The sequence below is a fragment of the Roseobacter sp. HKCCD6576-2 genome, assembly GCF_013179285.1.
GTDB classification, from domain to species: domain Bacteria; phylum Pseudomonadota; class Alphaproteobacteria; order Rhodobacterales; family Rhodobacteraceae; genus Rhodophyticola; species Rhodophyticola oceani.
Map to the genome: position 1 here is coordinate 49,789 of NZ_WVNW01000001.1, position 12,751 is coordinate 62,539.

At 58.1% G+C, this 12,751-nt stretch carries 11 protein-coding genes; 4 read left to right on the forward strand and 7 right to left on the reverse strand.

What is annotated here, in order from left to right; all coding sequences use genetic code 11:
• Positions 1-162 precede the first annotated feature (162 nt).
• The 4 genes from GTF44_RS00235 to cysQ all read right to left on the reverse strand — a co-directional run bounded on the left by GTF44_RS00235 (position 163) and on the right by cysQ (position 3,968).
• Entirely contained in the window at positions 163-1,185 is a 1,023-nt protein-coding gene (locus tag GTF44_RS00235) for a glycosyltransferase family 2 protein (protein ID WP_171558944.1), read from the reverse strand.
• 46 nt (positions 1,186-1,231) lie between these two features.
• Positions 1,232-2,125, reverse strand: a complete 894-nt coding sequence (galU, locus tag GTF44_RS00240) for a UTP--glucose-1-phosphate uridylyltransferase GalU (RefSeq protein WP_171558946.1) — start codon at positions 2,123-2,125, stop codon at positions 1,232-1,234.
• A 248-nt stretch (positions 2,126-2,373) separates the two neighbouring features.
• Complete coding sequence (locus tag GTF44_RS00245) at positions 2,374-3,174, reverse strand: 3-deoxy-manno-octulosonate cytidylyltransferase (protein ID WP_171558949.1); 801 nt, start codon at positions 3,172-3,174, stop codon at positions 2,374-2,376.
• The gene (cysQ, locus tag GTF44_RS00250; protein WP_171558952.1) at positions 3,171-3,968 is read right to left on the reverse strand and encodes a 3'(2'),5'-bisphosphate nucleotidase CysQ; all 798 of its coding nucleotides are present in this window, start codon (positions 3,966-3,968) and stop codon (positions 3,171-3,173) included. Before cysQ ends, GTF44_RS00245 begins: the two co-directional genes overlap by 4 nt.
• A 125-nt stretch (positions 3,969-4,093) precedes the next feature.
• On the opposite strand from cysQ, the gene GTF44_RS00255 reads away from it, so the two are divergent.
• Both GTF44_RS00255 and GTF44_RS00260 read left to right on the forward strand, forming a co-directional pair.
• Entirely contained in the window at positions 4,094-4,915 is an 822-nt protein-coding gene (locus GTF44_RS00255; RefSeq protein WP_171558955.1) for an ABC transporter permease, read from the forward strand.
• The gene (locus GTF44_RS00260; RefSeq protein WP_171558958.1) at positions 4,912-5,520 is read left to right on the forward strand and encodes an SH3 domain-containing protein; all 609 of its coding nucleotides are present in this window, start codon (positions 4,912-4,914) and stop codon (positions 5,518-5,520) included. The genes GTF44_RS00255 and GTF44_RS00260 overlap by 4 nt, the downstream gene beginning before the upstream one ends.
• Here the strand turns inward: GTF44_RS00260 and GTF44_RS00265 are convergent.
• The gene (locus tag GTF44_RS00265) at positions 5,517-6,122 is read right to left on the reverse strand and encodes an alpha-ketoglutarate-dependent dioxygenase AlkB (RefSeq protein ID WP_171558960.1); all 606 of its coding nucleotides are present in this window, start codon (positions 6,120-6,122) and stop codon (positions 5,517-5,519) included. The two genes, GTF44_RS00260 and GTF44_RS00265, sit on opposite strands and share 4 nt — an antisense overlap.
• Positions 6,123-6,376: 254 nt before the next feature.
• On the opposite strand from GTF44_RS00265, the gene dnaK reads away from it, so the two are divergent.
• Both dnaK and dnaJ read left to right on the forward strand, forming a co-directional pair.
• Positions 6,377-8,293 carry a molecular chaperone DnaK gene (gene dnaK / locus GTF44_RS00270; protein WP_171558963.1) on the forward strand — a complete coding sequence of 639 codons (1,917 nt, stop codon included), beginning with the start codon at positions 6,377-6,379 and terminating at the stop codon, positions 8,291-8,293.
• Positions 8,294-8,371: 78 nt separating this feature from the next.
• Positions 8,372-9,517: a molecular chaperone DnaJ gene (gene dnaJ, locus GTF44_RS00275; RefSeq protein WP_171558966.1), complete on the forward strand. Its 1,146-nt coding sequence runs from the start codon at positions 8,372-8,374 to the stop codon at positions 9,515-9,517.
• Between the two features lie 4 nt (positions 9,518-9,521).
• Here dnaJ and GTF44_RS00280 read toward each other — a convergent pair whose 3' ends face one another.
• Positions 9,522-10,391, reverse strand: coding sequence for a ribokinase (locus tag GTF44_RS00280; protein ID WP_171558968.1), 870 nt, complete (start codon positions 10,389-10,391; stop codon positions 9,522-9,524).
• A 3-nt stretch (positions 10,392-10,394) separates the two neighbouring features.
• The gene (locus GTF44_RS00285; protein ID WP_171558971.1) at positions 10,395-12,656 is read right to left on the reverse strand and encodes an NADP-dependent malic enzyme; all 2,262 of its coding nucleotides are present in this window, start codon (positions 12,654-12,656) and stop codon (positions 10,395-10,397) included.
• Positions 12,657-12,751 lie beyond the last annotated feature (95 nt).

A 12,751-nucleotide genomic window follows, 5' to 3' on the forward strand; every position in this document is an offset into this window, starting at 1 on the left:
AGGAAGCCTCAGATCGTCATCATTTTCTTTGCTTAGAGACTTATGCAACAGGGAAAGACTTTTATCTATCCTTCATCTGTCGATCCGAAACAGAGGCAACCCCAGCGGGCCAACAAGATCAGTCATAGCGTGACAAGATAAATGAAAAGTTAGTTTGGCCCTCTACCGCCATCCACCATCAGACATAAGCCCCAGGTCGACCAACTGCCGCCAGTTGTCATAACGACAGGATGTCGGTGCCCAAAGATCGGGGTTTGCCACCAAGGCTTCGTAATAGTCGGTATGCGCTTCGCTGCGGGCAAAATGCTGTTTCCGCGCGCGTTCCTCAACCGATCTTTCGACAATCGAAGGCAGGAACTTTGTATGAAGCAACGCCCCTGACAGCCGATCAAATCCTGGTTCGGAAAAGACCCGATTGAGCCGTGGCGGCAGAAGAGTATGGGTTGAGTTCATATATGCGTAGCGCCAGTGCCATTTGACCAAAGGCGTCTTGTTCATCGTCGGCGCACGTCTCGGGGTTGCCTCAAAAAACAGGCGGTCGCGGGCACCACCTTGAATGAGATTGTTGTGCAGATGCGGCTGCGCCGTGCGGCGGTAGTTGTCGGCATCAAACCATGCGATGCAGTCTAATGGGTCGCTTCCCGCCTCGAAGCTTTGGTCGCCCACAGGGCCCTTTGGATACAGATCGATCATCAGTGCGCCGAATGACGGCTGGCCACGCATCGCCAGTTCGGCCACAAGCGCGCTCAAGTCGCGACTGTCGCAATGCGGATAGACCAATAATTCATCGGCATCCAACGTCAGACACCAACGCCCCTGCCCGAAACGGATCAAAAGCCAGGTCAACCAATCCATGCCAAATCGAGACGCTTTGTAGCTATGGTCGGTTGTCCAAAACGATACATCGCTCTGCTCGTTCAAGAACGGAATTGTCTGATCGGTAGAGTCATTGGCGACGATAAAGAAATGGCCCACACCAAGCGCGCGATGATGCGCCAGGAAATGAGGCAAGCGCTCATATTCATTGCGGACGGTGGAGAAGCCCAAGACCATGTCGGGCTTGATCTGATCTGTACGGTCCTTCTGGCAGGTGATCTCACCCCGCAGACGATAGGCCCGATAGAGCAACTCGCGCCGCTTCCATCTCAGACGATAGGCGGCGCGCATGTTGGCAAGACGGTTCATTTTGGCTGGATCAGGTTTGCGAACAAATGGCGCCCAACATGGTCGCCTATTGTGCGGCGTCTTGTGACGCCATCAGTTCGCCAAGATACTGCGAGAACTCATCGCGCAACTCTTCACGCGCCAGGCCGAATGCCACCGTCGCTTGAAGGAACCCGGCCTTGGAGCCACAATCAAACCGTTGACCTCGGAACCGGTATCCATAGACATTGCCAGAGATGTCAATCTCTTGTGCGATCGCATCGGTCAACTGAACCTCACCGCCGGAGCCGGATTTGATCTTGTTGAGATTGCTCATGATGTTCGGCGTCAGGATATACCGCCCGATCACGGCCAAGTTCGACGGCGCCTCACCCATGGGCGGCTTTTCCACCATGCCTTGCACCGACACGACCGAGCCCATGTCTTCTTTGATGTCCAGAACCCCATAGGCGGAGGCTTTCTCCGCCGGAACCTCCATGGCCGCGACCATATTGCCGCCGGTCTCAGCATGGACTTCGACCATCTGCTGCAGGCAGGGTTTCTCAGCCGCAATGACGTCATCCGGCAAGATCACCGCGAAGGGTTCATCTGCCAAAAGGCGGCGCGCGCACCAAACCGCGTGGCCCAATCCAAGCGCTCTATGCTGCCGCAAATAAGCGATCGCGCCGCTCTCCATATTGGTCGATTTCAGTGTTTCGAGCAGATCGGTCTTACCCTTCTTGCGCAGGGAGCTTTCGAGCTCGGGTGAGTGATCAAAATAGTCTTCGAGCGCACTCTTGCCGCGCGACGTGACAAAGATGAATTCCTTGATCCCGGCTGCGCGCGCCTCATCAATCGCATATTGGATCAACGGGCGGTCGACCAAGGTCATGATCTCTTTCGGGATCGATTTGGTCGCTGGCAAGAAACGTGTGCCAAGCCCCGCCACAGGAAAGATCGCTTTTGTTACGCGCTTTTTCATTATTCCACCGCTGACTGTTGGGCCGCGCCGATCGGTCGTCCGTCATTCGTGCGGAACCGGGCGCAGCATGCCTAAAAATGTTCCTCTAGATCGGTAATAGCTCAACCCGCGCAACAAAAGGTGAAATTTCTGCAATAGAGCTCAATTTCAGCATTCGCGGCAATCTGTCCCCGCGGTTCTATGGCGGCACGCCAGACCTCCGGCGTCACCTATTGCGCCGTCATGCAAGAGAGGTCCTCTTTATGAGATCACGGCATATCCATCTCAGCCATCATCGCTTCGATCCGGGGCACGTCCTCAGGATTGTTGAGCTCCCAGAACTGACGGCCCTTTGCCGCAACTTCGACGCACAGAATATCATGGCCATGCTCCAGGAACCGGAGTTGTTCGAGACCTTCCATCTGCTCCAAAATACCCGGAGCGAGAGTCGGGTAATCTCTTAGCGCGTCCGGTCGATAGGCATAGACACCCACATGGTGAAAGACAGGCGTCTCTGCATCAGCCTCATAAGCCTCGGCTGTGAAGGGGATCACCTCTTTCGAGAAGTAAAGCGCATGGGACTTCTCATCGAAAACCGCTGTCGTGCCGCCGACCCGACCCGCCATCCGGTCTGCCTTTAAGGCCGTCAACGTCGTCCCATCGCACCGCAAGACCGGCGTCGCCACGACGGCCTGCGGCGCCGCCCGTAAACCGGCAACCAGATCTTCGAGAAACCAGGCCGGCGTCAGCGGCGCATCGCCTTGCAGGTTGACCACCATCTCGACATCATCGCTGAGCAGTCCCAAAGCCTCGGCACAGCGTTCGGTGCCGTTGGCGCAGGTTTCCGAGGTCATCAGAACATCAGCCCCAAATGCCTTCGACGCATCGGCAACCCGATCGTCATCCGTCGCCACATAAATCGCGTCAAACCCATTCACCTCTGTGGCAGCCCGCCAGCTCCGCTCAATCAGGCTCTGAGATTGGCCGGTCGCCCCGCGCAACATCGCAAGCGGTTTGCCCGGATATCGGGTCGACGCGTATCGCGCAGGAATGATGCATACCACACTCATGCCGAGTGCAACGCAATGCCAGGGGCGAAGGCAATGAAGAACGAGTTCTCATAGCCGGGCTTGCCATAGGTGAAGGTTGCATGATCGTCGAAGCGAACCATTAACCCGCCAGAGCCACGCAGAACAGCATCCCCGGCGGCGGTATCCCACTCCATGGTCCGGCCAAGACGCGGGTATAAATCCGCCTCGCCCGTTGCAACCAAACAGAATTTCAGCGACGAGCCCGCGCTCTTCATATCCGCGACGGCGTATTTCGCGATATAGGCGTCTGTCGTGGCATCGCGATGCGATTTCGACGCCACAACCATGAGCGCCGTTTCATCCGGGTCAGACACCGAAATCGGCACGCACGGCCCAGCGACATCAGGGTCAAACGCCCCGGTCTCCTCAACGCTTTGCCCATCCGCGCGAGTGTAGAACAAGCGTCCCTTCGCAGGCGCATAGACGACGCCGCGGACCGGTACGCCATCTTGAACCAGCGCGATGTTCACCGTGAAGTCTCCCCGGCGTTGAATGAATTCCTTGGTGCCATCCAGCGGGTCAACGATGATGAAATCACGTGCCGACTGGCTGTGGCTTGCGGCTTGCTCCTCGGTGACGAGCGTGATCTCGGGGAAGGCAGCTCTTAAACCTGCGGAAATCAACGCATCAGCCGCCTCATCCGCCTCCGTGACGGGGCTTGCGTCTGATTTGACCTTCACATCGAAATCAGCCGCCTCGTAAATCTCCATGATCCGGGTTCCGGCTTCGATGGCCAGCCTGCGAAAAACCTGCTCAATTTTCTCGAAATCCACGCGAGACGCTCCTTGCGGTCAAGATTGATAGTTAAGGCCTTTGCCGTTATCGTTTGGCAAAGAACAAACGGCAAGACATCCCTGCACAAAGACGGGGTTCGCCCCGAGGCACGTTAGGCACCTGCATGTTTGAAACCAAAAGACAGAACTCCTCTTTCCGGATGATGTTCAATCTGGCCGAGATGACGTTCCACTCGGCGGCCCGGAAGGTTCGCCAAACGCATCGCAACGCGTTTATGGCAATCATCGTCAGCGTGTTTCAGTCGGTTCTATTCATCGCCGCCTTCTATCTGATGTTTAACGTCTTAGGCACGCGCGGCATCGCGATCCGTGGCGATTTCATGATCTATCTGTTGACCGGCATCTTTCTGTATCTCACCCACATTAAGGCCTTGGGCGCCGTCATGGGTTCCGAGGGGGCGGCCAGCCCTATGATGATGCATGCACAGATGAACACAATCGTAGCCATCCTCTCCTCGGCTCTCTCGGCGCTGTACCTTCAGACGATATCGCTATTTGTAATCCTGTTTGTCATCCATGTTGCGATCAATCCGGTCGAGATCCTACATTGGGATTTGGCCTTCATGATGTATCTCTTGGCGTGGTTTTCCGGCTGCGCGATCGGTGTGATCCTCTTCGCTCTCAAACCCTGGGTGCCGGATTTGATCTCGATCATCCAGATGATCTATGTGCGCGCCAACATGATTGCCTCGGGCAAGATGTTCGTTGCCAACATGTTGCCGAGCGCAATGATCGGGCTGTTCGACTGGAACCCGCTTTTCCATATCATCGATCAAATGCGCGGCGTCGTTTTCGTCAACTACAACCCGCATCACAGCAACTGGGAATACCCGCTTTATTTCTCTCTCGCGATGTTGACGCTGGGCCTGATGGGTGAGTTCTACACCCGCAAACACGCCTCGCTCAGTTGGAGCGCGGGACGGTGAGGTGGGCCTGGGCCGTCCTCTTTTTTCTGATCGCTGGATGGGCACAGGCACAAGAGTATCCGGCTCTTTATGACGTCCGTGGCGTGGCGAGTGACGATGTCTTGAACATCCGGTCTGGCCCTGGCGTCGGCCATGACATCATTGGTGGCCTCTCGCCAAACGCGCATAGCGTTGAAATCGTTGGCGTAAGCGCAAATGGACGTTGGTTGCAGTTGAACTTCCAAGAGCAGTCGGGCTGGGCGTCGGCCTTCTATCTGCAGCGCACCGGCCCGATCTGGTCCTTTGGGCTTCCGACACCGTTGTCTTGTTTCGGAACGGAACCCTTCTGGTCGCTGGAGCGCACCGGCGGCGACGCCGTGTTTAGCGATTTGGGGTTCTCGCAATCGACTTACACCGAGGTTTGGAGTGGCCCCGCGGCCGGGCGCGGCCCGGATCAGTTCGGTGCGATTTGGGATGGCGAGACCGGGCGGATCACAGCAACGCTGCGCCGGGAGAGCTGCAATGACGGGATGTCAGACCGGGCGTTTGGCATCTCGACTCTGCTTGTTCTGCAAGACGCTGAGGGCACGCAGATGCTTTCAGGCTGCTGCGCCTTGGCGCCTTAAGTCACAACCCGCAAGGTCAGATTGATCCGCCCGCCTTTCGGCAACAAGGCCGATGACCCAGGTCGCAACCGATCCACACCGTGATACGCCAGACGCGCGTCACCCCGCAAAACTGCCACATCACCCGATTGCAGCCAAATCGACTCCGTTTTTCCACCGCGCGTCAGATTTCCAACGCGAAACAAGGCGTCATCCCCAAGCGAGATCGACACGACGGGCATCGACATATCGGCCTCGTCCTTGTCTTGATGCATACCCATCCGGGCCCCGTCTTCGTAGAAATTCACCAAGCAACACTCTGGCGCACGGGTGACATCGCCAACCTCCTCCCAAATCCGCAAGATCCTTGGCGGGATCGCCGGCCATGGCTTACCGGAGGGATGATGCTCCAAATAGCGATAGCCGCTCTTGTCGGAGAACCAACCGAACTGCCCAGCCGATGTCATCCGCACCGACATTGGCTTGCCATACGGCGTCTGCGGCTGAAACAACGGGGCCGCGCGAACAATGCCGCGAATGTCATCAAGCAGTGCCGTCTGCGCAGGCAAATCGATCAAGCCGGGATAGATATCCACGCCGCGGAGGTTCAGTTTGGGTGTCATGCCAAAACCCTATCAAGGCCGCTGGCCCGTCGCGAGCCAAAGGTGGCGCTGCGTGGCCACAGACGGAGAAAATTCAAAGGCTATGCAAAACAAGGCCGCAATCTGCGATTGAGTCCGCTTGCAGCCCCGAAAACCCCTTCTTATATACCCTCCGAAACCGGCCAGGGCGGACCCCCTGGTTTTTGATATGGCGGATTGGGGGCCGAGACCGGACCCGACCCCGCCTGGATCGCCTGAGAAAGGGACTCGAAAATATGGCCAAAGTGATTGGTATCGACCTCGGCACCACAAACTCCTGCGTCGCGATCATGGATGGATCGCAGCCGCGCGTGATTGAAAACTCCGAAGGTGCGCGGACCACCCCGTCGATTGTCGGCTTTACCGACAATGAGCGTCTGGTCGGTCAGGCCGCGAAACGGCAGGCCGTCACGAACCCCGACAACACGATCTTTGCGGTCAAACGCTTGATCGGCCGTCGCGTGGATGACGCAGAAGTCGAGAAGGACAAAAAACTCGTCCCCTACGCGATTGTCGATGGCGGCAATGGGGACGCCTGGGTCGAGGTGAATGACGAGAAATACTCCCCCTCGCAGATCTCGGCTCTGATCCTCGGCAAAATGAAAGAGACCGCCGAAAGCTATCTCGGCGAAGATGTGACCCAAGCGGTCATCACCGTACCGGCCTATTTCAACGACGCTCAGCGCCAAGCCACCAAAGATGCCGGCAAGATCGCCGGTCTGGAAGTGCTGCGCATCATTAACGAACCGACCGCGGCCGCGCTGGCCTATGGTCTGGATAAGAAAGAGACCCAAACCATCGCGGTTTACGACCTCGGCGGCGGGACATTCGACATCACCATTCTGGAAATCGACGACGGTCTCTTCGAGGTGAAGTCGACCAATGGTGACACATTCCTCGGCGGTGAAGACTTTGACATGCGCATCGTCGATTACCTGGCGGGCGAGTTCAAAAAGGAAAACGGCGTCGATCTGACCAAAGACAAGATGGCTCTGCAGCGCCTGAAAGAGGCCGCCGAGAAAGCCAAGATCGAACTGTCGAGCTCCAGCCAGACCGAGATCAACCAGCCGTTCATCTCGATGGACCCCAATGGCGGTCAGCCGCTGCACATGGTCATGAAGCTGACGCGCGCCAAGCTGGAAAGCCTTGTGAGCGACCTGATCAAGCAGTCACTAAAACCTTGCCAAGCCGCGTTGAAAGACGCCGGCCTGTCGAAGGGCGACATTGACGAGGTGGTTCTGGTTGGCGGCATGACCCGGATGCCGAAGGTCATCGAAGAGGTCACAAACTTCTTCGGTAAAGAGCCGAACAAAGGCGTGAACCCCGATGAAGTGGTCGCCATGGGTGCCGCCATTCAGGCCGGTGTTCTGCAGGGCGATGTCAAAGATGTCGTTCTGCTCGACGTGACGCCTCTGTCGCTCGGCATCGAAACGCTCGGCGGTGTCTTCACCCGCCTGATCGACCGCAACACCACGATCCCGACCAAGAAGTCTCAGATCTTCTCGACCGCCGAGGACAACCAAAACGCGGTGACGATCCGTGTTTTCCAAGGTGAGCGGGAAATGGCGACGGACAATAAGATGCTCGGCCAGTTCAACCTGGAAGACATCCCGCCCGCGCCGCGCGGCCTGCCACAGATCGAAGTGACCTTCGACATCGACGCCAATGGTATTGTCTCGGTCAGCGCCAAAGACAAAGGCACCGGCAAAGAGCAAAACATCACGATCCAAGCCTCGGGTGGCCTCAGCGATGAGGACATCGAAAACATGGTTCGCGATGCCGAAGAGAATGCCGAAGCCGATAAAGAGCGCAAAGAGTTGGTCGAGGCCAAAAACCAGGCCGAGAGCCTGATCCACTCGACCCAGAAATCGCTGGAAGAACATTCCGACAAGGTCGACCCCACCACGGTCGAAGCCATCGAACTGGCCATCAAAAACCTCGAAGAGCAGATCGAGAGCGAAGATGCCAGCAAGATCAAAGTCGGCATTCAGAATGTGACCGAAGCGGCGATGAAGCTCGGCGAAGCGATCTATAAGGCACAGCAAGAAGAAGCTGGCGAAGAAGCACCCGAGGGTGCCGATGAGCCCGGCGGCGTTGACGAAGACATCGTCGATGCCGATTTCGAAGACCTGGACGATCGTAACCGTTCGTAACCGCGTCCCTTAACCCCGCCCGACCGGCCTTGGGGGGACCATGGCCGGTCGGTGCGTTTCAGAAGGGTGAATCAATAGATGTCAAAACGCGATTACTATGAAGTTCTGGGCGTCGAACGCGGCGCCTCAGAGCCCGAAATCAAAAAAGCCTTCCGCAAGAAGGCCAAGGAACTGCACCCGGATCGGAATTCCGACAATCCCGATGCTGAGGCGCAATTCAAAGAAGCAAATGAAGCGTATGACGTCCTGAAAGACGCTGACAAGAAGGCGGCCTATGATCGGTTTGGTCATGCGGCTTTCGACGGCGGTATGGCCGGTGGACCCCGTGCCGGTGGGGCCGGTCAGGGTGACTTCGCCAGCGCGTTTTCGGACGTGTTTGAAGACCTGTTTGGCGACTTCATGGGTGGCCAGCGCGGCGGTACACGCCAACGTTCGGCGCGCGGTTCAGACCTGCGGTATAATCTGCGGATCAGTCTCGAAGATGCCTATTCGGGACTGCAAGAGTCGATCACCGTCCCGACCTCCGTGGCCTGTTCCAATTGCAATGGCACCGGTGCCGAAGGCGGTGCCGAGCCTGTCACCTGCCCGACCTGTTCCGGCATGGGCAAGGTCCGCGCGCAGCAGGGCTTCTTTACGGTTGAGCGCACCTGTCCAACCTGTTCCGGTATGGGCCAGATCGTCAAAAACCCTTGTACGGTTTGCGGTGGGGCTGGCCGAGAGCAGAAAGAAAAGGCGCTGTCGGTAAACATCCCGGCGGGCGTCGAAACTGGCACACGTATTCGTCTGTCTGGCGAGGGCGAAGCCGGGCTCCGCGGCGGGCCATCCGGCGATCTCTATATCTTCATCGAAGTGGCCGATCACGAGCTGTTCCAGCGCGATGGGTTGGATCTGTTCTGCCGCGTGCCCGTCTCGATGGTCACAGCGGCGATGGGTGGCGAGATCGAAGTGCCGACCATTGATGGTGGGCGCTCTCGCGTGAAGGTGCCGGAAGGGTCACAATCGGGTCGTCAGATGCGTCTGCGCGGCAAGGGTATGCCCGCCCTTCGCGGGACGGGTCAAGGCGAGATGTATATCGAGTTGGCCGTCGAGACGCCGGTAAAGCTGACGGCGCGCCAAAAAGAGTTGCTTCGCGAGTTCGAGGAGTCCTGCGCCAAGTCGAACAACCCCAATGCCAGCGGGTTTTTCGATAAGGTCAAGACGTTCTGGGACGGGATGAAGAGCTAAGCGCTTATCCCGCTCGATCTGTCAGAAACTGCGTGACCTCCACGGCCTCGGGCATGGCATCCGCCGCGCCCGGTCGTGTGACTTGGATCGCTGCTGCAGCGCTGGCGCGATCCATCGCCTGCTCTCGCGTCAGACCCTGATCCAGACTAGCGACAATGAAACCTGCAAAACAATCTCCGGCGCCCGTCGTATCCACAACCTCAGCGACCGGGTAGCCGGGCGTCACAATCTCTCCATCCGGATGGTGCCACCGCGCGCCCTTTGCACCCATCGTGATGATTTTCTCTGGCCCCACCACGTCACCAAGCGCCTCGGCGAGCTGCGCGGCCTCGATCTCATTCATCAGAAGCAGATCGACAAACGGCAAAACAGCCTCAACTGCGGAGACATCAAAAGGTGCCGCTGAATAAGCGACTTTCATCCCGGCGGCCTTACCCAGACGGGCGGCTTGGGCGGTCAAGTTCACCTCGTTCTGAAGCATCAGCCAATCACCCGATTGCATCGGGCCAAGCGCCTTGGCGATCAGATCATGTTTCAGAGCCCCGTTCGCGCCCTGAAAGATCGTGATCGCATTTTCGCCCGTCGGGTCGACTGAGATAATCGCATGACCTGTCGGCATTGGGCCTTCGGTGACGGCCCCGACATCAACCCCTGCACCGCGCATCTGCTGGAGCAGAAACTGGCCTTCATCACCGATCAACCCACAATGGCTGACGGAGGCCCCGGCCTTGGCCGCCGCAATGGATTGGTTCGCACCCTTGCCGCCCAGGCCCTTGGCATAGCCAGTGGCCGCCAATGTCTCACCCGGAGCGGGAATATGCGGCACGTGATAGACATGATCGATATTGATCGAGCCGATACAGAGGATCGCCATGGCTCAGCGCCCAATCTCGCAGGCTGCCATCACCGCCATGTTCAGAATGTCATTGGTCGTGGATACCGTCGAACAAATCTGAACCGGCCGATCCAAACCGGTCAGGATCGGGCCGATCACCGTCGCCCCCGCCATTTCCTGCATCAGTTTCACAGAGATGGACGCCGAATGCCGGGCTGGCACAACAATCACATTGGCGGGCCCAGACAGGCGACAGAACGGGTACTGCGCCATGACCTCAGGGTTCAGGGCCACATCAATGGTCATCTCACCATCATATTCAAAATCAACGCCCTTTTCGTCCAGAACAAGCGGGGCTTGGTGCATCTTTTCGGCCCGTTCCGAGACCGGATAGCCGAAAGTCGAGAAGCTTACGAAGGCCACGCGCGGCTCAAGCCCCAAATGACGCGCCACCTGCGCGCCACGCTCCGCGATCAAGGCCAAATCCTCCGCTTCCGGCCATTCGTGAACCAAAGTATCGGCGACCAAGACGATCCGCCCATTATGGATCATCGCGGTCACGCCAACCGCGCCATCCGCAGCGGTTGTGTCGAACACATGCCCCAGGAGGCCCAAGACATGCGCTGATTTCCGCGTCGCGCCGGTTACCAACCCATCGCCATGTCCATGCGCCAACATCAGAGCCGAGAATACGTGCCGGTCCCGGGCTGCAAGGCGGTGAATGTCGTGATGGTCGAACCCCTTGCGCTGAAGCCGCTGATAAAGAAAGGATTTGTAGCTCTCCAGATGGCTCGTATTGGCGGCATTCACCACCTCCAATTCGCGCACCGCATCGGCCAATCCCGCGCCTTCCAGCTTCTCCTTCACATCCGCTTCGCGCCCGACGACAAGCGCTTTGCCCATGCCGTTCCGCTGATACGCAACAGCCGCGCGGAGCACCCGCACATCATCACCCTCGGCAAAAATCATCCGCGCCTGCGCATTGCGCGCCCGGGCATTGATGCCTTGCAAAATCGACGAGGTTGGATCCATCCGCGCCCGCAACGTCGTCGCATAGGCGTCCAAATCGATGATCGGGCGGCGCGCCACGCCGGTGTCCATCCCGGCACGCGCCACCGCCGGCGGCACCACATAGATCAGACGCGGATCAAACGGCGTCGGGATGATGTAATCTCGACCAAAGGTTAGTTTCCGACCGTAAGCCATCGCGACTTCATCGGGCACATCGGCGCGGGCCAGTTTCGCAAGCGCCTCGGCACAGGCGATTTTCATCTCGTCATTGATGGCGCGCGCGTGGATATCCAGCGCACCGCGGAGGAGATAAGGAAACCCGAGCACGTTGTTCACTTGGTTCGGGTAATCGCTCCGCCCTGTGGCCACGATCGCATCGACGCGCACCTCATGGGCTTGTTCGGGCGTGATCTCCGGATCCGGATTGGCCATGGCGAAAATCACCGGATTGTCGGCCATGGATTTGACCATCTCCGGCGTGACAGCACCTTTGACAGACACGCCCAGGAAGACATCTGCCCCCTCCATCGCATCTTCCAGCGTTCGGAGATCGGTCGACACGGCGTGGGCCGATTTCCACTGATTCATACCCTCGGTACGACCTTGGTAAATGACCCCTTTGGTGTCGCAGACGATGCAATTCTCGTGTTTTGCGCCCATCGCCTTGAGCAGTTCGATGCAGGCGATGCCCGCAGCCCCGGCACCATTCAAAACGATCTTACACTCTTCTATCTTTTTGCCGCTCAGGTGCAGCGCGTTGATCAGGCCCGCCGCGCAGATCACCGCCGTCCCATGCTGATCATCGTGGAAGACGGGGATATCCATCTCTTCCTTCAAGCGCTGCTCGATCATGAAGCATTCGGGCGCTTTAATGTCTTCTAGATTGATCCCGCCGAATGTCGGGCCCATGAGCCGCACCGCGTTCACGAACTCATCCACGTCTTCGGTGTCGAGCTCGATATCGATGGAATTCACGTCGGCGAAGCGTTTGAAGAGAACCGATTTCCCCTCCATCACCGGCTTCGACGCCAAAGCGCCCAGATTGCCCAAGCCCAACACGGCCGTCCCGTTCGATATCACGGCAACCATATTGCCCTTGGTCGTATAGTCGTAGGCCAGTTCCGGGTTCTCGGCGATCACCTCGCAAGGCACCGCGACACCGGGGGAATAGGCCAAGCTCAGATCGCGTTGCGTTGCCATCGGTGTCGAGGCGTTGATGTCGATTTTCCCCGGGCGCGGCTCCAGATGATAGGCCAATGCCTCTTCGCGGGTGATCTTGCTTTTGTTCGGCATTGTGGGCGGCCCTTTCTTGCGACGAGTCCCGTCTTAGCCGCGTTGCCCAAACCTCACAACATGATGCTTTTGCGGGTTTCGCCTCAGCGCCACGG